The following is a 24050-nucleotide window of genomic DNA, read 5'->3' on the forward strand; positions in this document are numbered from 1 at the left end:
CACCTCCCGGAAGATCGCGTCCAGAATATCGCCGCGGTGCGAGCAGTCAGGCGTGAATGCGACCCTCCGTCTCGCCCAGCCGGCTACCGCTGCCGCCCCACTGCCGGGCGATGATCTCGGCGAAGATGCTGATCGCCGTCTCCTCCGGGGTGCGCGCACCGAGGTCCAGGCCGAGCGGGCTGTGCAGCCGGGCCAGTTGCTCCTCGGTGACGCCGATGTCCCGCAGCCGGTGCATCCGGTCCTCGTGCGTCCGCCGCGAACCCATCGCGCCGACATAGGCGACCTCCGGCGCCTGCAGGGCGATCTCGAGCAGTGGCACGTCGAACTTCGGGTCGTGGGTGAGGACGGTGATGACGGTGCGGGCGTCCACTCGTCCGGCGTCCAGCTCGGCGGACAGATAGCGGTGCGGCCAGTCGACGACCACCTCGTCCGCGTCCGGGAACCGGGTCTTCGTGGCGAACACCGGCCGGGCGTCGCAGACCGTCACGCGATAACCCAGGAACGACGCGACCTTCGCGACGGCAGCGGCGAAGTCGATCGCGCCGAAGACGAGCATCCGCGGCGGTGGCGCGAAGCTGCTCACGAACACCCGCATGCCGTCCTCGAGCCGCTGCCCGTCCGGGCCGTAGGTGAGGGTCGCGTTGCGGCCGCTGGCAAGCAATCCCGCGGCATCGTCCGCGACGGCCGAGTTGGCCCGGTCGGTGCCCAGATCGCCGGCCGCGGGCTCGCCCGGTCGCAGCACCAGCCGGCGGCCGACCCACTCCGGGTCCGGGTGCTCGACTACTGTCGCGACCGCGACCGGCCGATCGTTGCGTATGTCGTCTGCGATCGCGGCGAGCTCGGGAAACGTTGTCCTGTCGACCTTTTCGACATACACATCGAGTATGCCGCCACAGGTCAGCCCGACCGCGAACGCGTCGTCGTCGGACACTCCATACCGCTGCAGCACGGGGGTGCCGGACCCGACCACCTCCCCGGCGAGCTCGTAGACCGCGCCCTCGACGCACCCGCCGGATACCGACCCGACGGCCTCGCCGCCCGGGCCGACCAGCATCGACGCCCCGGGCGGGCGGGGTGCGGACCGGAAGGTCGCGACTACGGTGCCCACACCGACGGGCTCACCGGCGTCGTACCACCGCATGAGTTCGGACAGCACCTCACGCATTGCCCACCACCTCCAACACCTGCTCGAACGAGCGCAGCGAGTGTCCTGCCACGAAATGATCGCAGTGCGGCAGTGCCGCGACGATCCCTTGCTGCACCGGCTGGTAACCGTCCTTGCCGCGATGCGGGTTGACCCACACCACCCGGTGCGCGAGCCGGCCCAGCCGGGCCAGCTGGTCACCGAGCAGTTGCGGGTCGCCACGCTCCCAGCCATCGCTGAAGACAACGACGACGGCCCCGCGCGCCATTCCACGAGCGCCCCAGCGGTCCAGGAACGCTTCGAGCGTCTCCCCCAGCCGCGTCCCGCCGGCCCAGTCGGGCACCTCGTCGCCGGCGCGCACCAGCGCCCGGTCGGGGTCCGTGGTCCGCAGCGGCAGGGTGATGCGGGTCAGCCGGGTCCCGACGGTGAACACCTCGACCGGGGCTGCGGTGCACACCACCGCGTGCGCGAGCCGCAGGAGGGCATCGGCATAGGGGCGCATGCTGGCCGACACGTCGATCAGCAGCACGACCCGGCGCGGCACCGTGGCCCGGCGCCGATGGCGCACCTGGGCCGGCTCGCCCATCAGCCGCAACGAACTGCGCAAGGTGCGCTGCAGGTCGACCGCACCGCGCCGCCAGGGGGTATGGCGAGCCGCTCGCCGCACCGGGGGCCGTGGCCGCAGCGCCCGGATCATCGCGTCGAGCAGCGCCTTCTGCGCTGCGTCCATCCCGGCCACGTCCCGATGCCGCAGGACCTCCGCCTGCGAGGCCGCTGCGCGGATGATCTCCCGCTCGGCCTCGCCACCGTGCTCGCCCGGGTCGTCGCTCACCGGCAGCGGGGTCGCGACGTCCCGCCGGTGCTCACGCGGAATCGAGCCAGGCAGCCCCGACCGGTCACCGAACCACGCCTCGAATACCTGGTCGTAACGCTCCAGGTCGTCCGGGCCGGAGCACAGGGTGGCGCGGCCGGCGACATACACCCCGCCCGGGTCGCCCAGCCCGACGATCGCGGTCGCGGTCAGGAACCCGGTCGCGCGGTCCTGCGTCACGCGCACCCCGGCCGCGCGCAGTGCGCGGGTGAAGCCGAGCAGGATCTCCTCGGGTGGATGACCGGTTGGCGTGCTCATCGAGCCAGCATCCGGTCCAGGACGTGCCGGACCCGGTCGGTGTCCTCGCGATATTTCACCACCGCGCCGAGGGTTGCGGCCGCCTGCTCAAGGTCGAGTTCGGTGGCCCCGAGTTGCTCCAATGCCCTTGCCCAGTCAAGGGTTTCGGCCACACCTGGTGGTTTCAGCAGGTGCTCGGTACGCAGGGTTTGCACAAGCGCGACGACCTGGCGCGCGAGAGCGTCGGGGACCTCCGGCGCGCGAGATCGCACGATGGCGACTTCGCGGTCGAGCCCGGGGTGGTCGATCCAGTGGTAGAGGCAGCGGCGCTTGAGGGCATCGTGCAACTCGCGAGTCCGGTTGGAGGTCAGCACCACGGTCGGCGGGGTCGTGGCGACCACCGTGCCCAGCTCCGGGATGCTGACCGCCCACGAGGACAACACTTCCAACAGGAACGCCTCGAACTCGTCGTCGGCCCGGTCGACCTCGTCGATCAGCAGCACGGACGGCGACTCGCGCAAGGCGCGCAGCACCGGGCGGGCGAGCAGGAAGCGCTCGTCGAAGAGCGACTTCTCCGCGTCGACCGGATCGAGCGACCCATCCCTGGTCGCGGCCTCCAGCGTCCGCAGGTGCAGGATCTGCCGCGGGAAGTCCCAGTCGTAGAGCGCCTGGCTGGCATCGATGCCCTCGTAGCACTGCAGCCGGATCAGCGGCACACCGCGCAGCTGTGCGAGTGCCTCGGCCAGTGCGGTCTTGCCGGTGCCCGGCTCCCCTTCGAGCAACAGGGGACGTTGCATGCGCTCGGCGAGGAAGACGACCGTCGCGAGGGCCGGATCCGTCAGATATCCGGTCTGTCCCAGGGCCTGCGACACCGCGCTCGGTGAGTCCATCCGGTCAGGCTATGCCCGTGGGGGTTGGCGTGCGGTTGGGTCGCCGTCACCGATCCACGTCCCGTCCGGTGGCCAGGTCATCGCACTCCACGAGCACCGTGTCGTGCGCGCGCAGATAGTCGCGGGCGCCGCGGTCGCCCGCGGCTCCACCGGCCGCCCCGGCCCAATGGTCGCGACCGAGCAGCACTGGGTGCCCCGGCACGCCGCCGTATGACGCCCGCGCCAGCACGTCCGGGGTGTCCGGCTGCGCCAGCACCCGCGCCACGACGTCGCGTCCGACGTCCGGCAGGTCGACCAGCGTGATCAGGCAACGGGTTTCGTCGGTCAACGCACCGATCCCGGCCCGCAGCGACGCGCTCATGCCGGTCGCCCAGTCGTCGGCGACGACGACGTCGGCCTGCCCCGCATCCAGCAGCGTGCGCGCCTGCTCGGCGGCCGCGCCGAGGACCACCACGACGCGGTCGCAGTCAGCGAGGGTGCCCACCGCGTGCAGCAACCAGCCGTCGACGAGGGCCTTGGGGCCACCCATGCGGCGGCCGGCGCCTGCGGCGAGCACGATCCCTGTGGTCACCCAGCCAGTATGTCGTGACGCTCCTCGCGCGACAGCACCGTCATACCGGCGAGCCCGTAGGGTGGCAGTTCTACGGCTCCAAGAAGAGTCATGCCAGCGAATTGCCCATGGCTGCAGTGCTTTTCACCGGTTTCGGGGCCAGCATCATCGTGCTGCCGTGGATAATCGTCCAGCAGGTGCAGCTGACGAGGTGCTCGTGGCTGTCCGGCGGTACGCCGTCGGGCCGAATCCTCAGCAGATGCTCAGATAACTCCCATACGGTGGCGCCCGTCCCGCCCGGCTCCCGATCGACCAGGAGAGCTTCGTTGAGCCACCTGAGCTACCTGCAGGCCACCGTCATGGGCGCCCTGCAGGGCGTCACCGAACTGTTTCCCGTCTCCAGTCTCGGCCACTCGCTGTTGGTGCCCGCGTGGATCGGGGGTTCGTGGAGTGCGCTGGTCACCCAGCAGGGTGCCAAGGGAGCGACGCCGTTCCTCGCCTTCATCGTCGCCCTGCACGTCGCGACGGCGCTCGCGCTCATCGCCTACCAGTGGCGCGACTGGGTGCAGGTGCTCGCCGGCATTGGCGATCTGGTCAAGGACCGCCGCATCCGCACACCACGCGCGCGGCTGACCGCGTTGCTGATCGTCGCCACCATCCCGGTCGGCATCATCGGGCTGCTGCTCGACAAGCCGCTGCGGCACCTCTTCTCACATCCGCTGACCGCCGCAATCTTCTTGACGGTCAACGGATTGGTGCTCCTCACGGTCGAACTGCTCACCCGGCGCGCGCGGCGCGGGGCCCACGCCGCGGCGGTGGAGCCGGGCGAGGCAGCCACCGACTACCAGAACGTCGGTTTCGCGGAGGCAACGCTCATCGGCAGCAGTCAGGCACTTGCGCTGCTGCCCGGCATTTCCCGCTCCGGCGTCACGATCTCAGCCGGCCTGTTGCGCGGCTGGAGCCACGAGCGGGCGTTGCACTTCGCATTCCTGCTCGCCACGCCGGTCATCCTCGCGGCGGGTGTGCTGAAGGTGCCCGAGCTGTTCGGCCCGGAAGGCAAGGGCATCGGCGGGCAGGTGCTGGTCGGCTTCGTCGTCGCGTTCGTCGCGGCATACATCTCGGCGCGCTGGCTGGCCAGGTTCCTGCGCACCCGCACGCTCTACCCGTTCGTCGCCTACTGCCTGGTCGCCGGCGTCGTGAGCATCGTGCACTTCGCCTGACGAACGATACGAGAGGTCACCCGCGTTCGATCGCCGCGCGGCGTTGCTGGATCCGCCGGATGCGTGCGACGTCCAGCTTGGCCGAGCGGTCGAAGAAGTAGATGCCGTTCTGTTCCTGGAAGACGTCGGTGAGCTGGGTGTAGCAGTACCCGAACATCAACGGGTCGTCCAGCAGCACATCGACCAGTCCCGTGAAACGTTCGTAGACCTCCTCCTCCGTGCGCACAGCCTGTCCGTAACCCCACGAGTCGGCCCCTTGGACGCCGCCCGGGCTCCACCAAATTCCGCCGAATTCACTACAGAAGTACGGCTGTCCGCGGTAGGCAACAGACCACTTGGCCCCTTCGTTGATGTATGGCGCACCGTCCGCCAGCGGCTTCATCAGGTCCGCGAACTCCCGGGGATCCTGTTCGTACAGATGTGAGTCGTACACGTCGGTCTGGTCGACCCGGTGGGCATATCCTGATGCGTCGATGACAGGGCGGGTGCGGTCGGCAAGCTTGGTGGCCAAGAACATCCCACGGGTGACGTCGTCGAGCACCGTGATCCGGTCCTGCCGGTCCTGGAAGGTCTCGTTGAGCGGACACCAGCCGACGATGCTCGGGTGGCTGTAGTCCCGCTGCACCGCCTCAAGCCACTGAGTGATGTATGACGCATCCGGTCGCTGGTTATCCCCACTGGACGGGCCGGGCTCCCGGCACCCCCAGTCACCGAACTCCGCCCAGACGAGGTAGCCCATCCGGTCCGCATGGTGCAGAAAGCGCTCCTCGAAAACCTTCTGGTGCAATCGCGCACCGTTGAAGCCGGCTGCCAGCGACAGCTCGATGTCCTGGACCAGTGCCTGGTCCGACGGTGCCGTCATCAGACCGTCCGGGTAGTAACCCTGGTCGAGCACCAGCCGCTGGAAGACTCGCTCGCCGTTCAGGAGCACGGCCGGACCGTCGATCGAGACGGACCGCAGCCCGGCATATGACGAGACAGTGTCGACGACGTCACCACCGGCCGAAATCAGTTGCAGCCGAACGTCATACAAGTGCGGGTCGGCCGGTGACCACAGTCGCCGGTGCGCCAGCGGCACGGCGAGGTCGACCATCGTGGTGAAGTCCGTGGCCACCAACCGGTCGGCTCGGTCGATCCGGTCCGTCCCGTCGAGCAGCTCTGCGACGACCCGCATCCCGGCCGCAGGGCCGCTGACCGGCAGCTCCAGATGAAACGCACCGGAGCCCGCGTCGGGCGTGATTCGCGGCCGCTCGAACCGGGTCGCGGGGACCGGCTCCAGCCACACCGTCTGCCACAGGCCTGTCGTCCGTCCGTAGAGCGCGGCCCGTCCTTCGTAATCACGACTCTGCTTGCCCCGTGCCTGCGCACCACGGTGCGAATCGCGGCACCGAATCGTCAGCTGTCTCGGAGCACGCACGAAATGGTCAGCCGGTCCGAGGTCGATCGTGAAGGAAGTGAAGCCCCCACGGTGCCTGCCACACTCGGTGCCGTCGACCCAGACGGTCGTGTCGTAGTCTGCGGCTCCGATGTGCAGCAACAGGAGCTGGCCGCTCCATGCTTGCGGCACCTGGACGCCTCGTCGGTACCACACCGCTTCGAGAAAGTCCGTGTTGGCGACACCCGACAGCGTGGACTCCGGCGCGAACGGCACGATAATCGTCCCCGAGAGCGGAGCATCGACCAGGCCGCGTTCCAGGCCGCTGTCACCCTGGTCGATCTCGAAATCCCACGCACCGTTCAGGTTGAGCCACCGATCCCGGACGAAGGACGGGCGAGGATATTCCGGGCGTGGCTGAGCCGCAGTTGCGGTCACCTGGTGCCTCCATCGGTGAGTCGGTGGTCGGTCCGGTCGTCGCCGGCAGTGCTAGCCCGCACCGCAATGCGGTGCGGGATGACCACGTGGTCGTGTGTGGTGTCGAGGCCGGCAAACTGCGGCACCAGACGGTCGATCGCAGCGCGCGCGACCGCAAACCGGTCGACGCTCACCGAGGTGAGACTCGGCACGCAGAACTGTGCGTCCCTCAGATCGTCCCAGCCGATCACGGCGATGTCGTCGGGAACACGGACGCCTGCCGCGTGCAGAGCGTGCAGTGCCCCGAAGGCGAGCTCGTCGTTGAAGCAGAAAACCGCCTCCGGTGGGTGCGCCAACGCCAGCAGCCGGCGCATGGCCTGGGCACCGTCGACACGCTCGTAACCGCCCGGTGCGACGACCCAGTCACGGCGCACGCGGAAACCTGCAGCGCGCATCGCGGCGCGGTAGCCCCTCGTGCGCAGTGCTCCCGTTTCGCCACCGAAGCCGTGTTGGTCACCAATGACCGCAATCCGGCTCCGCCCCAAGGAAATCAGGTGGTCCGTGGCATCTCGTGCCGCAGCAACGTTGTCGGTGCCGACCCACGCCAGATCGAAGGTCGCCCCGTGTTCGCCGAGCGCGACGAGCGGCGCATTCGCGTGCCGCCCCAGGTCGGAGCGCGTCATGCTCAGCGGGCTCACGATCGCGCCGTCCCACAAGCCGTCATCCAGCGCCTGCCGCAGTGGTGAGGTCTCGCTGTCGCGTCGGCCATCCGTCTGATCAACGACGATCGACAGCTCGTTCTCGCGCGCCACGGTCACGACGGCATCGGCCAATTCGGCGAAGTAATGCTCCGCGAGACGTGGTATCAGCAAGCCAACGACGCCGGTCCGGCCGGACCGCAGTCGCCGAGCGACCCGATTCGGCCGATAACCGAGAGCGTCGATCGAGCGCTGAACGGTCGCCCGAGTGTGCGGCGACACCTGCGGAAAGTCGTTGACAACGTTGGAAACGGTGCGCACCGAGACCCCCGCATGCACCGCAACATCCCGCAGAGTGACTGCCACAGGAGGAAACTACCAGAAAGCCTTGCATCGTTGCATGCAACGATGCAAGGCTTCATCTCGCACAAGGAGGTGCCCGCCATGACCGACAATTCGGTTCAGCGCAGAACACAGCCGCATCCATCGCCCACTCGGCGCACCATCGTCGGTGCCGGCCTCGGAGCAGCCGCCGCCGAACTCCTATCGGGATGCGGATCTCCAGTGGCGACAGGGCTTTTCGGACTTGCACCGCCCTCCGACAAGCTGACCTACTGGAATCTGTTCAGTGGAGGCGACGGCGCAAACATGGCCAAGATGGAAAAGGTTTACGAGCGGTCGCACCCCTCGATCGACCTCAGTGCCACCACCCTCTCGTGGGGCACCCCGTACTACACCAAGCTCGCTCTTGCCACGGCAGGCGGAGCGCCACCCGACGTGGGCATCGTGCACCTGTCCCGGCTGGACACTTTCGTCGAGGCCGGCCTGCTCACGCCGTTCCCCGCCGACGAGCTGACCGCATTCGGGATGCCGGCGACGAATTTCACGCCACGGGCTGCCCAGAAGGCCACTGTCGACGGGCAGCTGCACGCCATACCGCTGGATACCCACCCGTTCGTCATGTACTACAACATCCCGGTCTGCCGGAAGGCCGGCCTGCTCGACGCCGACGACAATCTGAAACCGATCCACGGCCCTGCCGAACTCACCGCTGCCCTCTTGGCCGCCAAGAAGGTCACCGGTCACTACGGCGGTGTCGTTGCCGTCATCGGCGACCCGGCGACCAACCTGCGGTACTTCTCCACCCTCTATTACCAGGCGGGCGGGACCTACATCGCCGATGCCGGTCAGAAGATCACGATCGACAACGATAAGGCCGCCCAGGTCCTGACGTTCATGCGCAATCTGACCAAATCCGGTCTGATGCCCGCCACGATCAACGACGCCGGTGTGCTGTCGCTCTTCTCCACCGGCAAGGCCGGCTTCCTCTTCGACGGCGAATGGGACATTCCGACCTACCGGGCGACCCCGCTCAATGGGAAGTTCAATGTCGTGCCGATCCCGCACATCTTCGGCCCGAAGCCGGTTGCGTATGCCGACAGCCACTCGTTCGTCATACCGAGAAACAGCGCGATGGACAAGAACCGGCGGGCGATGGTGCTGACCTTCATCAAGACGATGCTGGAGAACAGCCTCATCTGGGCCGGCGGAGGACACGTACCCGCGTGGACGCCGGTCCGCGATTCGGCGGCGTTCAAGGCGCTGAAGCCGCAGGCGAACTACGTGGCGGCCGCCGAGACCGCGATGTACGACCCGCCTGCGTGGTATTCCGGCGCCGGCAGCGACTTCGAGAACATCATCGGCGCGGCCGTCGCGAATTCCCAGTCCGGGGTGAGCAGCGCGTCGTCCGCCGTCGGGCAGATGTGGTCGGGACTACGCCCGTATGCCGACGCCAAGGCACCGGTGGGATGAGGAGGCACTGACCCATGGCAACCACAGTGATCGACGACGGTCTACCCGTCGCAGTGCCGGACTCCGGCTCACCCCTGCGCACCCAGCGCAGCGGTGAGAATCGTGCCGGCTGGCTGCTCAGCGCACCGTTCATCGTCTTCTACCTGATCTTCCTCATCGGCCCGGCGCTCTACGGCATCCTGATGAGCTTCTTCAACACCACCTCGGTCAAATCCGGGCTGGGAGCGGCCGTCGGTCTCGCCAATTACCGTGAAGTCCTGACCAGTTCGGCGTTCTGGGGTTCCATGGGCCACACCCTGTGGTTCACCGTCCTGACGACGCCGCCGCTGGTGATCCTCGCCTTCGTCTTCGCCATCCTCGCCGAGCGCATTCGCCGTGGAAGGGCGCTGGTGCGGTTCATCTTCTTCGCACCGTTCGTCATGCCAGTCACCTCGGTCACGATGATCTTCGGCTGGCTCTTCACCGCTCAGATCGGACTCTTCCCCAAGTGGCTGAGCGATATCGGCATCTCACCGCCGAACTTCCTCGGGACCACCGGGTGGTCGTTCATCACCGTCGCGTTGCTGACCGTGTGGTGGACCGTCGGATTCAACTTCGTGCTGTTCCTGGCCGGCCTGCAGGAGATCCCGACCGAGGTCTACGAGGCCGCTGCCATCGACGGCTCCACCCCACGCAAGACCATGTGGTCGATCACCATGCCCTTGTTGCGGCCGACGATCGTGCTGGTCACCATGCTGCAGATCCTCGCGAGTCTGCAGATCTTCAACCAGATGTACCTGATGACCGGCGGCGGTCCAGGCACCTCCACCCGGCCGGTCATGGAATTCATCTACGACTACGGCTTCTCCGACTATCGGGCAGGGTATGCCGCCGCCGCCACGATGGTCTATTTCGTCATCGTCCTGGTGGTATCCCTGGTCTGGTTCGTACTGCGGCGGCAGACCCGAAAGACGGTGGGAGCATGACGACCAACGCCCCGGCAAACGCCCTGGACTACAACGCCCGGTCGAGAGCCTTCAAGATCTTCTCCGCGATAGTTCTCGCAATCTTCGCGATCATCTGGATAATCCCATTGGTCTTCGCCCTGGACACTTCCCTCAAACCCGAGGGCGAGATCGCGGCCCACCCGACCTCCTGGTGGAGCTCGCACTTCTCGTTCCATGCCTATACCGAGGTGGTCAAGGGCACCCCGATCATGACGTGGTATCTCAACAGCCTGATCATTGCCGTCCTCACGGTGATCATCACCCTGGTGGTGTGCTCGATGATCGGTTTCGCGCTGGCCCAGACGAGATTCTCCGGGCGGATCACGGTTTTCGGGTTCGTGCTCGCCGGATTGCTGATCCCGGGCTCCATCCTGGTGCTACCGCTCTACCAGATCGTGCACGAGATGCACCTGCTGAACACCTACTGGGCAATGGCGCTACCGGCGGTCTCGGCACCGGTCGCGGTCTTCATCTTCGAGTCGTTCTTCAGCGGATTGCCACGGGAACTCATCGAAGCCGCCCGCATCGACGGCGCCTCGTGGTTCGGCATCTACTGGCGAGTGTGCCTGCCACTGTGCCGGCCGGCGATGGCCGCCGTCGCGATCTTCACCTTCGTCGGCAGCTGGAACAACTTCCTGTGGCCGTTGCTGTGCATGAGCAACGTGGATCAGATGACCATTCCGGTCGGTATGGCGACCGTCGCCGGCGGGTTCGGCATCCTCTACGCGCAAGTGATGGCAACCGCCGTGCTCGGTGCGCTCCCTCTCTTCGTGGTGTTTCTGCTGTTTCAGCGACACATCGTGCAAGGAATCGCCGGCACTGGCATCAAGTAGTGGCTGCGGTCGCAGCGGCGACAGCCGGAGCGCGGCGGCGCTCCGAACGCAGCCGCTCCGCGATAACCGAGACGAGGTAGATCGCGAAGCTGGTGAAGGCGATCAGCACACTGGCCTTGATGTTGGTGTTGCTGAGAGCCAAGCTGAGCAGCAGCCCACCGTCGGCGGCGATCAGCGCGAACAGCACCGAAAGGCCCGCGAACGCAACGGGATTGGCGGTCCAGCGACGCGCAGATGCCGCCGGGGTGATCGCCAGGCTCAGCACCAGGAGGGTGCCGACGACCTGCGCGGCCTCGGTCACCGTCACCGACAGCAGCAGCAGGAACACCAGGCCGAGCAGCCGGACGGGGACGCCACGCGCTTCGGCGACGGCGGCGTCGACCGACGCGAAGAGCAGCGGCCGGTAGATCACGCCCAGCACCACCAGCACCACCACTGCAAGCACCGCAAGCGTCACGACGTCGCGGGTGGAGGCCGACACGATCGAGCCGAAGAGGATGTTGGTCGCGGCGGATGCGAAGCCGTTGTAGAACGACAGTAGGAAGATGCCAAGCCCCAGCCCGAAGGCCATGACGACGCCGATCGAGGTGTTGCTGTCGGTGCCCCGGCGGCCGAGCAGCGCGAAAGCTATTGCGACCACCACGGATCCGACGAGGGCACCGGTCACCGCGTCGTTGACGATGAGCAATCCTGCGACCGCTGTGGTGAAGGACAACTCCGCAGTGCCGTGCACCGCGAACGCCATGTCGCGCATCACGACGAACGGTGCCACCAGCCCGCAGGTCAGGCCGATCAGCGTGGCCGCGATCAGCGCGTGCTGGGCCCACGGGTAGCCCAGATATTCGGTGATGTTGGTCATGCGGGGATCACAACGTCGGCGCCGCAGTGGTGCGTGGCTTCCGGCGCCTCGCCGCCGCCGACCACGACGACCCGGCCGCGCACGCGCAATACGTCGATGGGCGTGCCGTAGAGCCGGCTCAGCCGCTCGGAGGTGAGCACCTCGTCCGGGGTGCCCTGCGCAAACCGCCCGGCGGCGAGATAGAGGATGCGGTCGACGAACGGCAGGATCGGATTGATCTCGTGCGTGACCATCAGGACCGCCGTGTTCCGTTGCCGCCGGCGCTGGTCGAGCAGTTCCAGCACGCCCTCCTGGTGCCGCAGGTCCAGGGAGGTCAGCGGTTCGTCACAGAGCAGCACCTTGGGGTCGCTCATCAGCGCCTGTGCGATCCGCAGCCGTTGCTGCTCGCCGCCGGAGAGGCGCCCGATCGGGGCGGACGCGTATGACGTCGCGCCGACCGCTTCGATCAGCTCGGCGGCCTTCGCGCGCACCCGCTTGCGCGACCACGGCACTCCGAATCGGTCGCCGTCGGCGCCGAGGCACACCAGATCCACGCCCCGCAGCCCGAGGTCGGCGTCGAACATCTTCTGCTGCGGCACATAGCCGACCTGGGAGCTGCCGCGGTGCGGGGTCTGACCCGCGACCTGGGCCGAACCACCGGCAAGCTGTTGCAGGCCGAGCAGCGCCTTCAGCAGGGTCGTCTTGCCGGTGCCGTTAGGACCGAGGATCGCGAGGAACTCCCCCGGCTGCACGTCGAGGTCGAGCCCGGACCAGAGCACCCGGCCACCGACCGACAAGGTCGCGTCGGTGAAGCGCACCGCCGGACCGTTGTCCGCATCGCTCATTGAGATTCCTCCAACGCCTTCTGCAACGCCTGGACCTGGCTCAGCTGCCAGGCCTGGTAGTCCTTCGCATTCGTAGGCATTGTCTCCGAAACCGGGACGAGCGGCACCTTGGCGGTCTGGGCGTCCTGTTTCAGCGCGTCGGTCTGCTTGTCGGTGACCTGGCTGTTATAGATGAGCGCCTTCACGGTGTGGTTCGTCAGCGCGTCGGTGAAGGCCTTGGTGTCCGCAGGGCTCGGGTCGTCGCCGTCCTCGACGGACTGGGCAAAGCTGGCCGGGATGCCGAGCTTCAGCCCGGCGTTGTCGACGAGATAACCGGCCACCCGCTCGGTGTAGGCGATCTCGGTGCCCGTGAACTTGCTCTTGATTGCCTGGGTGGCCTTCTCGATCGGGTCCAGACTCGTGGCGAACTTCTTTGCGTTCGCGTGGAATTCGGCCGCATTGGCGGGATCCGCCTTCGCGAGTGCGTCGGCGATCGAGGAAGCGACCTTGGGCATCTGCGGCACGTCATACCAGAGGTGCGGGTTGGGGTTCTTGCCGGTGATGCCCAGCACCTTCGACACGGTGACGACGGTCGGGTTCGCGCCGGAGTTCTTCACCAGGTCGTTCATGAAGTCGTCGTAGCCGACCCCGTTGTCGACGACCACCTTCGACCGTGACACCGCTGCCGCGTTCTTGGTGCTCGCCTCGTATTCGTGCGGGTCGACGTTCGGGTCGCTCAGGATCGACGTCACCGCGACGTGGGCGCCGCCGATCTGCTGCACGATGTTGCCGTAGACGTTGGTGCTCGCCACGACCTGGACCTGGGCGCCCTTCCCCTCACTGCTCGCGCCACTGCCTCCCGACCCGGAGCCACAAGCGGCCAGCAGCAGAACCGGTGCCGATGCCAGGACGGTCCAACGCACGTTCACACACTTCTCCCTGTGTCTCTTCTGGAACAACTCACCATATTGATAGTGATTCTCGTTACCAGGAGACTATCAGGGTACGGCGCTGGGGACGAATCGGCTGCCTTAGGCGGTCGGCGATGACAGCCAGTCGGCGATGACCCGGCCCAGCGCACGATCGGCGACAGCGCTCATGTGATTGCCCGGGATCTCGACGAAACTGCCGTGCGGGACTGCGTGCGCGAGTCGTTCCGAGCCGGCGCGGTGGTCGGTGTCCTGCTCTCCGCAGACGGCCAGCAACGGCATCGAGATCGCTGACAGCTCAGCGGGATCCGTGCGCACGCTGGAGCGCCATACACCACGCAGGGCAACCGGGTCGGACCCGGTCTGCCGCATGAAGATGCGTGCCTTGCCGGCAGGCGACCGCTTGTCGGTCTCCTGGTCCAGGTCGAACGCGGTCTCGTAGACCGCGTCGCGTGACTTGAGGTTCTCGATGCCCTCGATGCCCATCCCGGCTGTGACCAGCCGGCGGGGGCGGGAACCCCGCAGCACCATGCGCAGGCTGGTGTGCGCGCCGAGTGAATAGCCGCCCAGGTCGTAGTCGGTCAGTCCGAGGTGCTCGATGAGCGCAGCGCCGTCCATCGCGAGCACGTCCGGCGGATAGGCACGGGCGTCGTGCGGCTGGGCACTGCTGCCATGACCCCGCAAGTCGGGCATGATGACGCGAAATCCCTTGTCGGCAATGGTTTTCGCGTGTCCGTAGCGGATCCAGTTGGTCAGTGCATTGGAGACGAAGCCGTGCAGCAGGACGACCGGACGCCCCTCGCCGAGCTCCCGCCAGACGAGGCGCGCACCGTCGAACGATGCGAAATCGTGGGTGGTGATTTCGTCCATGCCGGCCGTGATGCTCAACGCTGTCCCAGCGCCAGGGAACCCATCGGGTCCCACGCGGGCAGCACGATCGGCTCGGTGTCGAGCGCAGCCTGCAACTCGGCGGGCAGCCGGTCGCGCGGAGCGGCGATCTCGAAGACGTATTCGCCGAACCACGAGTCGTTCATGGTGTAGAAGCCCTTGTCGGCCTTGTCGGAGCCCCAGGAGTTCTCCACCCGCCACTTGCGCGGAGTGTTCCCGTCCAGGTCGACGCCGGTGAGCAGCATCGCGTGGGTCATCAGAGTCTCGTGCAGGGCGAGCCGCTCGGCCTTGTCCAACTCGAAGCTCGTGCCGTAGACACCCGCGAAGTCGTAGAGCCGGGCGTCCCAGATCCCGAGATCCCGCTCCATCATCTGGCCGACGTCGCAGCCGAACCACACTGGTTCGCCGGACGTGATCGCTTCTGCGGCAAGAGATTTCAGCGTCTCCGGCGGAACGTTGAGGTAACGCACCGGCGCACCCCCGACGACGTTGCCAAGATGGTCCACGGTGAAGGTGCGGCCGCGCGGGCTCGTCGGCCGCGGGTCGTCGACCAGACAGACGTAGTCGTCGACGTCGATCGTGACATAGCGATCACGGAACTGCGCGGGCGTCAGCGTGCCGTCGCGATGGAACTCGCCGTCGTCGTCGGTCCACTGCCAGTCGAACTCGGTCGGCGGGGTGCCGAGGTGCATGGCCAGGATGCGGTATGCCGCGGCCATCACCTGGGCACGGATCTCCGCGACCTGCGCGTCACCTGACGCGGCGCGCACGTCGCGAGCGGCTTGGCGCAACAGGCTGCGCAAGTTCTTGTTCATCGCCGCACTGTTGGACGACGACTGTGTCTCGGGCATCACGGTTTTGGGGACGACGCCATACTTCTGGACGATCGCGGCGAACATGTTCCACTGCCCACCGTCACCCACGACGTCCTGCAGCAGCCAGGCGACGGTGCGATCGTCTGCGGGACGATCGGCAAGCTGCGCCATCGACTCCAGGAAGTAGTTGCAGCGTTCCAGCTTGTCCCAGAAGAACGGGTAGTTCTGGGAGAGCTCGAAATCCTTGACCCCAAGCTTGTCCATCACGCCGGCGCGGAGCAGGTTGAGACCGGCGAACATCCAACAGCGGCCGCTCTTCTCCTGGCTGGTGACCGGCCACTTGTCGAGACGATGCGACATCGAGCGGTCGATGCCGGTGACGACGGCGTGGTCGAGCGCCACGTCCGTGATCGGTGACTTGGTGATGGCGTTCTGGAAAAGCCGATTGACCGGCCGAGCGTCGAACTCCTTGCGCAGGAGTGCGACGTCCGGCTCGGTCAATGGTGTTGAGGAGGAAACCATGAGTTCAGCTTCTCACGGACGAATTGGCCGGACCCGCCGATCACTTCGACAGCTGGATGCGTCGATCCTCCTCTCGCTCGAAGTCGTCGAATGCCGCTGCGGCACCACCGAATTCGTCCCCGACTTCGCCGGCGATCTCCTCCGGCGCATCGGCGCCATCGACCTTGTGGCCGTCTTCGTCGATGCCGCGGTCGGCGGCCGCGAGGGTCCGGTGCGCGGTGCTCAGGATCACTGCCGCGAGCAGCGCGGTGCCGGCCGCGATCGCGAACGGGAGGTGCAGGTTGTAGTGCTCGACCAGCTTGCCGGCCGCGAACGGGGCGAGACCGCCGCCGATGAAGCGCACGAAGCCGTAAGCCGCGGAGGCGACCGGGCGCTCCACTGGGGAGACCACCATCACGGCCTGCGTGGTCAGCGTGTTGTTGATGCCGATGAAGATGCCGGCGGCGATGACCGCGCAGATCAGCACGGTGCGGTGGGTCGGCCAGATGGCGATGATGGCCAGGTCGATGGCGAAGAGCGTCAGGGCGACATACAGGGTCGGGGCCGTGCCGAAGCGACGCTGCAGGGCGGGCGCGCCCAGCACGGCGAAGATCGCGACCAGGATGCCCCAGCCGAAGAAGACGAAGCCGAGCTGGATGGCCGACAGCTTCATCGGGAACGGCGCGTAGCCCAGCATTGTGAAGAACGCCCAGTTGTAGCAGAGCGCAGCCAGGCCCATCGTCAGCAGACCGCGGTGCCGGAGCGCCTTGAGCGGGGCCAGCACCGAGGTGTGGTGCGTCGGCTTCGGAGTCGCCGGCAGGAAGAAGAGGGTGGCGATCAGTGCGATCAGCATGAGGACGGAGACGCCGTAGAACGGGCCTCGCCAGGAGACCTCACCCAGCAGGCCACCGACGAGCGGTCCGCAGGCAATGCCGACGCCGAGCGCCGTTTCGTAGAGGATGATCGCGCCGGCGAATCCACCGGTCGCCGAGGCGACGATGACGGCCAGCGACGTCGCGATGAACAGTGCGTTGCCCAGACCCCACCCGGCCCGGAAGCCGATGATCCCGCCGATCGAGCCGGCCGATCCGGCCGATCCGGCGAAGATGACGATGAGCACCAGACCCGCGATCAGTGTCTTCTTCGCACCGATGCGACTGGACACCGCATTGGTGCCGAGCATCGCGACCGCCGTCACCACGAGGTAGCTGGTGAACAGCAAGGTCACCTGGCTGGGCGACGCATGCAACTGTGACGAGATGGCCGGCAGGATCGGGTCGACCAGGCCGATGCCCATGAAGGACACCACGCACGCGAACGCGACGACATACACCGCCTTCGGCTGGCTGAACATTGAAGGCCGGGTCTCCCCTGCCGCTGGGCGGTTCACACTGCGCTCCTTGTCTTGTGGGGTGGGTTCTGTTCATCTCGGAACCACGGACAACTATATACCTCCTCTATGTTTCTTGCCAGGTCAGGAATCCACGGCGAACATCCACTCCCCTGCGAGCGACCCGCGTCGAGCGGGGTACTTCGGCGCCGAGCGGGGTAGATATCCGGGCCGTGAACGCCTGTGGTTCTACTCCGCTCGGTGGGCTTCTACCCCGCTCGGCGAATCCACGCGATTACTCCATGCTGTCCACGAATTCCATGATCGCCAGCATCGCTGCTGTCTGCGCGACGGTTTCAGCTGCTCGCCCGGCGTCCGACCCGCGGTTGACGGCCGAAACGGCCGCTGACGGTGCAGCAGCGACGTCAGCGGTGGTTTCGGGCGCCAGCGAACACTTCGACCGTCAGCAGACGGGGCGACCCTTCTCCTGAGCGGCCGAGCAGCCCAGGAGAATCCCGCCCCCGCGAGCGGCGGAGCGAAGCGGGGAACGTATCGAAGGGCGAAGCCCAGGAGGGCGCATCGAGGCCCGAGCGCCCCCTTCGCCGAGCAGTATGGGCGCCGATTGCCGTATCCGATATTGAGGACGCCGGTAGGCGACCCGGCCTCGAGTCAGCACCGGCTGGACCGGCGCGACAGCCTCACGGCGTCGCACGATGGATCCTGGACGATCTTCACACCCCATTGGCCGACCCACGTCGGAGACACGACTCAGGAGGCGGGACCCCCGAGGGATTCTCACTCCCCGCGTCCCCGACCCGGGGGCCTTATTCGAAAATTTATCTGATAGAACGCTTGTGCTATCAGGATGCGTTCAGGTAAACTGCAGGTACAGCGAAACAACCTGAACGGTAAGGAGGTCCGGGTATGACGAGCAACGATCCTGGACCTCTGGTGCCCGGCGAGGTCGTGGTTTCGGGGGTGCCCGGTGGTGACGTTTCCGGCGATCCGGTGGATTCGCCGGTGACCCAGGGTGAATCGCCAAGTTCTGCCGCACCCGCCGCGCCACCGGCGGTTGCGGTGCCGGGTCGTGCTGCGGAGATTCTGGAGATGGCGCGGGAGTTCCGGGCTGCCCTGGATGAGGTGCCGGGTGCGTTGTACCAGCTCGGGGAAGAAGGACTGTCGGACCTGATGACCCATTTGATGGGCGTGCATGTTCGTGCTGCGCAGGTGGCGACCGTGGTGGTCGCTGAAGCCCACATCCGAGGTGAAGTGAACACGTCGATATCGGCGTCCGCGGTGCAGTGGATCACCGCCCACGCGGTCGAGGCCGGCACGATGGTGGAGCCGCGGGATGCGAAGACGATGGCCGTGGTTGCCGAAGCCTACGGCGACCGCCGCAATGCCGTGGTGGCGGATGCTGTGCGGGAAGGCAGATGCACCCTGGCGGTGGCCCGGGCGGCGTTGTCGAACACGGACAAGGTGGCCCCGGTGTTGCCGGGCGCGTCGCGGGATGAACTGTTGGGTCACTTCCTGCACCTGGATCCGGCGTTGGGGTCTCGTGGGGTGTCGGCGTTGACGCGGATGATCATCGCCCAGTACGCCCCCGACACCCTCTCGGCGCAGGACGCGAAACTGGAGGCGGTCGAAACGTTGAGTTGGTTCACGACGCCGACGGGGATGACCCGTTTGACCGCAGAACTCGCTCCCGCGTCGGCGGCGGTGATGAAGTCCGCGATCCTGGCCCTGTCGGCACCCCAACCCGTGCCGTGTGATGAACACCCGAGTGTGACGGTGGCGGATGAGCGGACCCCGGGGAAACGTCGCGCGGACGCGTTGACGGAACTGGTCACCGCCGCCGCGAAGGTGCTGGCCGGGGATGCGTCTCCGACGGGTGCGGCGGCGACGGCCCTGGTCACGATGAACCTGGAAGCCCTGACCGAGGGTGTGGGGCATGCCCAGGTGGTCGCGACCGGCGACGTCCTGGATGCGGGTGCCGCCCGCCGGTTGGCGTGTGATGCGCAGGTCATCCCGATCGTCCTCGGCGGACCCAGTGAACCCCTGGATGTGGGACGCAAAGAGCGCCTGGTCACCAAAGGGTTACGCACCGCCGTCATCACCCGGGACCACGGGTGCACCCTCCCTGGGTGTGACCGGCCACCGGGCATGTGCGAAGTCCATCACGTGAACCCGTGGTGGGCCGGCGGGGAAACGTGTTTGCTCAATTCGGCCATGTTGTGTGTCTTCCATCACCACCTGGTCCACCGGCTCGGGCTACTCGCGGCCGTCACCGCGGCCGGGGTGCACTGGGACCTGACCCCAGGCCGCATGCCCACCCCCGGCGCAGCCTGAGCACCGCGGCCTCAGCGGCGCCCGGGGGTGGCCGTGTGTGCCCTGGCCGGTGCGCTGAGTGGCGGGAGAGCGAAGCGGCGGAGCGTATGGAAAGGTCGCCAAGAGCCAGCCCGCCTCAAGGCAACTCACCGGCCGGCGAGCCTCCCGCAGCTTGATCCCTGGCCTTTCCGTGTGATCGCTCTCCGAGTGCCCGATAGGGGCCCGTCTCACCGAGCGGGGTACAAACCCGCCGTACGGCATACGACCCTGGGCTGCATTCCTGCGCCGAGCGGGGTACGAGCCCACCGAACGGGGTAGAACCACACGCACTGAACGGCGGGGTTTCTGCCGCACTCGACACCGAAGGACATCGTCTGTGCCTCCGTGCCCCTACGGGATCAGCAGCACCTTGCCGGTCGTGGCGCGGCCCTCAAGCGCCTCGTACGCCGAAGCCGCGTCGTCCAACGGGAAGCGGGCACCGATCTCAAGCGTGAGCGAACCGTCGGCGAGCTGCCCGAGAATGTCGCCCGACCGCCAGAGCAGTTCGTCACGGTCGAGCAGGTATGACCCTATGGTCGGCCGCGTCACGAAGAGCGACCCCAGCCGGTTGAGCACCTGCAGGTCGAGCGGCTCCACCTGCCCGCTGGCACCTCCGAACAGCACACCCATGCCGCGGGGGCGCAACGACTTCAGCGACGCGTCGAACGTTGCCTTGCCGACGCCGTCATACGCGACGTCGACGCCTCGTCCGGCAAGTTCGCGCACCCGCTCGGCGAGCGCGTCGCCGGAGAATTCGCGGTAGTTGATGGTGTGCGTAGCCCCGAGATCCGCTGCGATCTGGAGCTTTTCGTCACTGCCGGCGGTCGCGACAACGGCGGCGCCCTTGCCGGTGATCAGCTGCACCAGCAGCTGCCCCACTCCCCCGGCAGCCGCATGCACGAGCGCGATCTGCCCGGGCTGCACCGGCCAGGTCGAATTGACGAGGTAATGAGCCGTCATACCTTGCAGCATTGCGGCCGCCGCAACGTCGAGCTGCAGACCGTCCGGCACCGGAACCGCAGCACTGGCAGGGATGTTCACCAGTTCGGCGGCACTGCCGATGCTCCCCGCCCAGGCAACCCGATCACCGACCGCGAAGTCCGCGACGCCGGCTCCGACCGCCTCGACAACTCCGGCGCCCTCCTCGCCGAGGGTGAACGGTGTCGGCACCGGGTAGACGCCCTGCCGCTTGTAGACGTCGATGAAGTTGACGCCGGCCGCGGCGACGCGCACCTGCACCCCCGTGGCAGCAGGAGGTGGGATGCTCACGTCCTGCACCTCCAGAACGGAACGATCACCGGGCCGGGTCACCACCAGAGCACGAGTCATTCCGTCAGCCTAACGAGCGACGGCAATGCCCTCAGCGGTGCCGAACCGCGCCACGTGGTGCCAGACCTGCTTCACCGCCTGCGGGGGGTGCGTCTCGCGCCGGGCGAGATCGCCCACGATGCGCGCATCCAGCCAGCCGTCCTCGGCTAATTCGACTGCCAATGCGACAATTTCGGGGCCGCGAAACTCCGGATGTGACCGGATGACCTCGACCGGGACGCGGAAACCGTCGTGCCATTCGACCGGGCACGGCAGCTCCATCGCAGCCTCCTCGACCCGAGTGCCCCGGAAGCTCGGATCCAGCACCACCGCCTCCACGTCCTCGCCCAGGCTGAGGTGACCGTGCACGTGCGCCTCGACGTAGTCGTCGAGCAGGTCGCGGTCGTCAGCATCGGCCAGCTCAGTCAGCGAACACGCCTCCGCCACACCGAAATCCGTCGGATGCTCGCAGCTGTCCGGGTAGCAGAACGTGGTGCGGTTCAGCGTGTGCGCCGCCAGCCGCAGGTATGACGAGCCGAACCTCGGCGAGGCGCCGGTGCCACGGTGCCGGTGGTCGAGTGCGCCGTACTTGGGCCGGAGGTCCGGGTCGGCACCGTCATACGCACCGGCGAAAAGCGCACTCTCCCAACGGAACCTATCGCCACCGGGAAACGCGGTCAGCCCGCCGTTGCTGGTGCCGGTGACGAATTGCGGGACGTACGCGCCCTCGCGTGCGAGACGTTCGAGGACCAGCTCACGTGATCCGGGCGATGCCCAGCGGTCCGGATGGAAGCTGCAGGTCACGCGCAGCGACGGATCCAGCGCCGGACCGGTCGCGAGAGACCGGACCTGCGCCATGGCACGCGCGACAGGTGCGGGCAGCGCGTCAGCCATGGTGATCCGCCGGGTGGAACAACTGCACACCGGCAACTGGCGTGAAGCCCGCGGCCAGGGTGGCGCGCAGGCTCGCCACATTGCCGGGCGCCACAGCTGCCAGCAGGATTTCGTCTGTGGCTACGAGGCGCCGCGCGTCGGCGATCAGCCGTCGGCCAAGTCCGGCACCGCGTGCCGGCAGGTCGACCTCGAAACTCAGCTCGAGCAGCCCGGCAATCCCGTTGCCGATCGTGACCAGCACGTCGTCGCGATCGGCAACGCCATACGTCTCGACGGCGGAGCGCAACCCCACTGCACGCCGGGCGCGCGGCCAGGTCGTGAGATCCGGCCGGGGCACCAGCAGTTCAGGACGACCGCCGAGTCCGCGCGCCGCCAGCAGCACGTCCAGCGAGTCGATCCAGCCATCTGTCCCGGCGAGCACGGTGACCACACGCGGATCAGCCGCGCCGCCGAAACCGTCAGGATGCAACCCCGCCAACTCGATGTCGGTGACGTCGTCCGGCACGCAGAGCACCGCATGCCCGGTGAACGTGACGATGCCGAACACGCTTGCGTTCCAAGGAGATAGCCGTCGCCAGCCACCATCGGCCGGAGGCGGATCGCCCGCCGCTGCCGCGCGAAGGATCTGCGCGAGCGGGTGGTCGCTGCTCACGCCTCGAAGGGAGCCGGATCACCCGCGCCGACGCGAATGATCTCGGCATACCCTTCGGAGAAGTCCACGACAGTCGTGGGCTCGACTCCGCACTCCCCCGAGTCGATGACTGCGTCGACCTGGTGGTCGAGCGCCTCCTTGACCTGCCAGCCGTCGGTGAGCGGCTCCTCCTCGTCGGGCAGCAGCAAGGTGCTGGTCATGATCGGCTCACCGAGCTCGGCGAGCAGCGCTCGTGCGACCGGGTGGTCGCAGATGCGCACACCGACCGTCCGCTTCTTCGGCTGCAGCAGCCGGTGCGGGACCTCGGAGGTCGCCGGGAGAATGAACGTATACGGCCCGGGCGTCGCTGCCTTGATCGCCCGGAACACCCGATTGTCGATGTGCACCAGTTGCCCGAGTTGTGCGAAGTCGCGGCACATCAGCGTGAAATTGTGCTTGTCACCCAGCTGCCGGATGCGCACGATGCGGTCGCGGCCGTCCCGGTTGCCCAGGGTGCAGCCGAGCGCGAAACACGAATCCGTCGGGTAGGCGATCAGCCCGCCGTCGCGCAGGATCTGCACCGCCTGGGCGATGCTGCGCGGCTGCGGATCCGCTGGGTGAACGTCGAAATAGCGGGCCATGGGCCAACCGTACGACGTCCGGCGCCGTTCAGCCCCACTTGCCGGCCAGCGCGCGGACGACCGTCAGGTCGCGCGTGGTCGAGACCGCTCCACCGCGCTCGAGCCGCGCGTTCGAGATCTTCGCCTCATGCGCCGGTTTGGCCAGCCACCAGTGCATCTCGCTCCCGTGCGGGAGCAGGCGCTCCCCCGGCTCGTCCCACGCCGCCAACTCGTCGGCGCGGTCCTGCGGGAGCGGGTCCCGGTAGAACGTCACGTAGCGGCGCAGCGTGCCGCCGTCCAGCGGATCGGGCTGCGTCTCGGCGAAGTCGGCGATCGCACGCAGCTGCGCCGGGCTGCGCACGATGCAGGGTATGGCGAAGCCGAACTCCTCCTGCAGCAGAGCCTCCAGCGTGGCGCTCACCTTCGCGGTGCTCCGCATAGGGGTCCCGACGAGCACGTTGCCGCTCTGAATATGCGTCTCGACATCCTGGAAATCGTTGTCCAGCAAGAACTCCCGCAGCCGAGCCATCTTCACCCAGCGACCACCGACATTGACCGCTCGCAGCAAGACGATGTGCTTGGGCATGACTCAGTCCGCTTCGTGGGCGGTCACTTCGGTGGGCAGCAGTACCGTGCGGCTGACGGTGCACAGCCGCTCGTGCGACTTCCGGATGGCGTCCGGGACCACCGCACGCGCGGCATCCCCCTCGTCACCTTCCGGGAACTCCAGCCGGAAGGTGATGTCGATCGGTCCCATGTGGTTGCCCTGCTCGTCGCGCAGCTTGTCGCCAGCTGCGGTCACCTCGAACCGGGTGGGCTCGCTCCGCCGGGAGGTGAAGATGTCCACGTCGATGCCGGTGCAGCCGGCGATCGCGGCCAGCAGGATCTCGACCGGAGTGAACTGCTCGTCACCCCCGCTGCCGAAGTCGAAAATGCCGCCCCGCGCGTTGACGGCGCGGAACTTGCCGGGAGCGGTGCGCGTGATGGTGACGGCGCGGTGCGCGTCGGAGGGCTGAGTCGTCATACACCCCAGCCTGCCACCTCGCGAGACCCCGATCGCCCGACCCGCCAT

General features: G+C 67.4%; 23 protein-coding genes. 5 read left to right on the forward strand and 18 right to left on the reverse strand.

Translation table 11 applies throughout. The features are described from left to right. Positions 1–46: 46 nt before the first annotated feature. From EFY87_RS08085 to EFY87_RS08100, 4 genes are read right to left on the reverse strand one after another with little or no spacing between them, the layout of a single operon-like run. Positions 47–1165, reverse strand: a complete 1119-nt coding sequence (locus EFY87_RS08085; protein WP_123270974.1) for an XdhC family protein — start codon at positions 1163–1165, stop codon at positions 47–49. Continuing rightward, positions 1158–2273, reverse strand: coding sequence for a vWA domain-containing protein (locus EFY87_RS08090; protein ID WP_123270975.1), 1116 nt, complete (start codon positions 2271–2273; stop codon positions 1158–1160). Before EFY87_RS08090 ends, EFY87_RS08085 begins: the two co-directional genes overlap by 8 nt. Then, complete coding sequence (locus tag EFY87_RS08095) at positions 2270–3142, reverse strand: AAA family ATPase (RefSeq protein ID WP_123270976.1); 873 nt, start codon at positions 3140–3142, stop codon at positions 2270–2272. Before EFY87_RS08095 ends, EFY87_RS08090 begins: the two co-directional genes overlap by 4 nt. Positions 3143–3188: 46 nt before the next feature. Beyond that, positions 3189–3713, reverse strand: coding sequence for a nucleotidyltransferase family protein (locus EFY87_RS08100; protein WP_123270977.1), 525 nt, complete (start codon positions 3711–3713; stop codon positions 3189–3191). 305 nt (positions 3714–4018) lie between these two features. Here EFY87_RS08100 and EFY87_RS08105 point away from each other — a divergent pair, with 305 nt between their 5' ends. Next, the gene (locus tag EFY87_RS08105; protein ID WP_123270978.1) at positions 4019–4912 is read left to right on the forward strand and encodes an undecaprenyl-diphosphate phosphatase; all 894 of its coding nucleotides are present in this window, start codon (positions 4019–4021) and stop codon (positions 4910–4912) included. Positions 4913–4928: 16 nt separating this feature from the next. Here the strand turns inward: EFY87_RS08105 and EFY87_RS08110 are convergent, their stop codons facing one another. Both EFY87_RS08110 and EFY87_RS08115 read right to left on the reverse strand, forming a co-directional pair. Then, positions 4929–6725, reverse strand: coding sequence for a glycoside hydrolase family 2 protein (locus EFY87_RS08110; RefSeq protein WP_123270979.1), 1797 nt, complete (start codon positions 6723–6725; stop codon positions 4929–4931). Next, entirely contained in the window at positions 6722–7768 is a 1047-nt protein-coding gene (locus tag EFY87_RS08115; protein ID WP_123270980.1) for a LacI family DNA-binding transcriptional regulator, read from the reverse strand. Before EFY87_RS08115 ends, EFY87_RS08110 begins: the two co-directional genes overlap by 4 nt. A gap of 282 nt (positions 7769–8050) precedes the next feature. Between EFY87_RS08115 and EFY87_RS08120 the strand changes: the two genes are divergently transcribed. The 3 genes from EFY87_RS08120 to EFY87_RS08130 are packed head-to-tail and all read left to right on the forward strand — an operon-like array spanning position 8051 to position 11033. Beyond that, positions 8051–9214: an extracellular solute-binding protein gene (locus EFY87_RS08120; protein ID WP_158607551.1), complete on the forward strand. Its 1164-nt coding sequence runs from the start codon at positions 8051–8053 to the stop codon at positions 9212–9214. Positions 9215–9228: 14 nt separating this feature from the next. Further along, on the forward strand, positions 9229–10179 hold the full coding sequence (locus EFY87_RS08125; protein WP_123270982.1) for a carbohydrate ABC transporter permease: 951 nt from the start codon (positions 9229–9231) through the stop codon (positions 10177–10179). Further along, positions 10176–11033: a carbohydrate ABC transporter permease gene (locus EFY87_RS08130; RefSeq protein WP_123270983.1), complete on the forward strand. Its 858-nt coding sequence runs from the start codon at positions 10176–10178 to the stop codon at positions 11031–11033. The genes EFY87_RS08125 and EFY87_RS08130 overlap by 4 nt, the downstream gene beginning before the upstream one ends. On the opposite strand, the gene EFY87_RS08135 is transcribed toward EFY87_RS08130, so the two are convergent. From EFY87_RS08135 to EFY87_RS08160, 6 genes are all read right to left on the reverse strand, one after another. Continuing rightward, on the reverse strand, positions 11026–11892 hold the full coding sequence (locus EFY87_RS08135; protein WP_123270984.1) for a metal ABC transporter permease: 867 nt from the start codon (positions 11890–11892) through the stop codon (positions 11026–11028). The genes EFY87_RS08130 and EFY87_RS08135 overlap by 8 nt on opposite strands. Continuing rightward, a complete protein-coding gene (locus tag EFY87_RS08140) occupies positions 11889–12716 on the reverse strand; it encodes a metal ABC transporter ATP-binding protein (protein WP_123270985.1) in 828 nt (275 codons plus the stop codon). Before EFY87_RS08140 ends, EFY87_RS08135 begins: the two co-directional genes overlap by 4 nt. Further along, positions 12713–13624 carry a metal ABC transporter solute-binding protein, Zn/Mn family gene (locus tag EFY87_RS08145; protein WP_220093562.1) on the reverse strand — a complete coding sequence of 304 codons (912 nt, stop codon included), beginning with the start codon at positions 13622–13624 and terminating at the stop codon, positions 12713–12715. Before EFY87_RS08145 ends, EFY87_RS08140 begins: the two co-directional genes overlap by 4 nt. Before the next feature lie 102 nt (positions 13625–13726). Next, the gene (locus EFY87_RS08150; protein WP_123271152.1) at positions 13727–14494 is read right to left on the reverse strand and encodes an alpha/beta fold hydrolase; all 768 of its coding nucleotides are present in this window, start codon (positions 14492–14494) and stop codon (positions 13727–13729) included. A gap of 14 nt (positions 14495–14508) precedes the next feature. Then, a complete protein-coding gene (locus EFY87_RS08155; protein WP_123270986.1) occupies positions 14509–15849 on the reverse strand; it encodes a C1 family peptidase in 1341 nt (446 codons plus the stop codon). A gap of 40 nt (positions 15850–15889) precedes the next feature. Beyond that, a complete protein-coding gene (locus tag EFY87_RS08160; protein WP_245988541.1) occupies positions 15890–17218 on the reverse strand; it encodes an MFS transporter in 1329 nt (442 codons plus the stop codon). Between the two features lie 864 nt (positions 17219–18082). Between EFY87_RS08160 and EFY87_RS08165 the strand changes: the two genes are divergently transcribed. After that, positions 18083–19507 (forward strand): HNH endonuclease signature motif containing protein, encoded by a 1425-nt coding sequence (locus tag EFY87_RS08165; protein WP_123270988.1) that lies wholly within the window; start codon positions 18083–18085, stop codon positions 19505–19507. 369 nt (positions 19508–19876) lie between these two features. Here the strand turns inward: EFY87_RS08165 and EFY87_RS08170 are convergent, their stop codons facing one another. From EFY87_RS08170 to EFY87_RS08195, 6 genes are read right to left on the reverse strand one after another with little or no spacing between them, the layout of a single operon-like run. After that, on the reverse strand, positions 19877–20854 hold the full coding sequence (locus EFY87_RS08170; protein ID WP_123270989.1) for a quinone oxidoreductase family protein: 978 nt from the start codon (positions 20852–20854) through the stop codon (positions 19877–19879). 9 nt (positions 20855–20863) lie between these two features. After that, positions 20864–21727, reverse strand: coding sequence for a DUF3626 domain-containing protein (locus tag EFY87_RS08175; protein WP_181445467.1), 864 nt, complete (start codon positions 21725–21727; stop codon positions 20864–20866). Then, the gene (locus tag EFY87_RS08180; RefSeq protein WP_123270990.1) at positions 21720–22379 is read right to left on the reverse strand and encodes a GNAT family N-acetyltransferase; all 660 of its coding nucleotides are present in this window, start codon (positions 22377–22379) and stop codon (positions 21720–21722) included. Before EFY87_RS08180 ends, EFY87_RS08175 begins: the two co-directional genes overlap by 8 nt. Continuing rightward, positions 22376–22999, reverse strand: coding sequence for an L-threonylcarbamoyladenylate synthase (locus tag EFY87_RS08185; protein WP_123270991.1), 624 nt, complete (start codon positions 22997–22999; stop codon positions 22376–22378). Before EFY87_RS08185 ends, EFY87_RS08180 begins: the two co-directional genes overlap by 4 nt. Before the next feature lie 28 nt (positions 23000–23027). Further along, positions 23028–23564, reverse strand: coding sequence for a DUF1697 domain-containing protein (locus EFY87_RS08190; RefSeq protein ID WP_123270992.1), 537 nt, complete (start codon positions 23562–23564; stop codon positions 23028–23030). A gap of 3 nt (positions 23565–23567) precedes the next feature. Next, positions 23568–24002: an OsmC family protein gene (locus tag EFY87_RS08195; RefSeq protein ID WP_123270993.1), complete on the reverse strand. Its 435-nt coding sequence runs from the start codon at positions 24000–24002 to the stop codon at positions 23568–23570. Between the last annotated feature and the right edge of the window lie 48 nt (positions 24003–24050).

The organism is Flexivirga caeni, assembly GCF_003724155.1.
Taxonomy (GTDB): Bacteria; Actinomycetota; Actinomycetes; order Actinomycetales; family Dermatophilaceae; genus Flexivirga; species Flexivirga caeni.

Excerpts from the sequence above, each read along its gene's own strand:
- EFY87_RS08130 (WP_123270983.1), top strand. The coding sequence starts at position 10,176 with ATGACGACCAACGCCCCGGCAAACGCCCTGGACTACAACGCCCGGTCG.
- EFY87_RS08095 (WP_123270976.1), bottom strand. The coding sequence starts at position 3,142 with ATGGACTCACCGAGCGCGGTGTCGCAGGCCCTGGGACAGACCGGATAT.
- EFY87_RS08155 (WP_123270986.1), bottom strand. The coding sequence starts at position 15,849 with ATGGTTTCCTCCTCAACACCATTGACCGAGCCGGACGTCGCACTCCTG.
- EFY87_RS08190 (WP_123270992.1), bottom strand. The coding sequence starts at position 23,564 with ATGCCCAAGCACATCGTCTTGCTGCGAGCGGTCAATGTCGGTGGTCGC.
- EFY87_RS08085 (WP_123270974.1), bottom strand. The coding sequence starts at position 1,165 with ATGCGTGAGGTGCTGTCCGAACTCATGCGGTGGTACGACGCCGGTGAG.
- EFY87_RS08165 (WP_123270988.1), top strand. The coding sequence starts at position 18,083 with ATGACGAGCAACGATCCTGGACCTCTGGTGCCCGGCGAGGTCGTGGTT.
- EFY87_RS08125 (WP_123270982.1), top strand. The coding sequence starts at position 9,229 with ATGGCAACCACAGTGATCGACGACGGTCTACCCGTCGCAGTGCCGGAC.
- EFY87_RS08195 (WP_123270993.1), bottom strand. The coding sequence starts at position 24,002 with ATGACGACTCAGCCCTCCGACGCGCACCGCGCCGTCACCATCACGCGC.
- EFY87_RS08170 (WP_123270989.1), bottom strand. The coding sequence starts at position 20,854 with ATGACTCGTGCTCTGGTGGTGACCCGGCCCGGTGATCGTTCCGTTCTG.
- EFY87_RS08150 (WP_123271152.1), bottom strand. The coding sequence starts at position 14,494 with ATGGACGAAATCACCACCCACGATTTCGCATCGTTCGACGGTGCGCGC.
- EFY87_RS08135 (WP_123270984.1), bottom strand. The coding sequence starts at position 11,892 with ATGACCAACATCACCGAATATCTGGGCTACCCGTGGGCCCAGCACGCG.
- EFY87_RS08120 (WP_158607551.1), top strand. The coding sequence starts at position 8,051 with ATGGCCAAGATGGAAAAGGTTTACGAGCGGTCGCACCCCTCGATCGAC.
- EFY87_RS08175 (WP_181445467.1), bottom strand. The coding sequence starts at position 21,727 with ATGGCTGACGCGCTGCCCGCACCTGTCGCGCGTGCCATGGCGCAGGTC.
- EFY87_RS08185 (WP_123270991.1), bottom strand. The coding sequence starts at position 22,999 with ATGGCCCGCTATTTCGACGTTCACCCAGCGGATCCGCAGCCGCGCAGC.
- EFY87_RS08140 (WP_123270985.1), bottom strand. The coding sequence starts at position 12,716 with ATGAGCGATGCGGACAACGGTCCGGCGGTGCGCTTCACCGACGCGACC.
- EFY87_RS08090 (WP_123270975.1), bottom strand. The coding sequence starts at position 2,273 with ATGAGCACGCCAACCGGTCATCCACCCGAGGAGATCCTGCTCGGCTTC.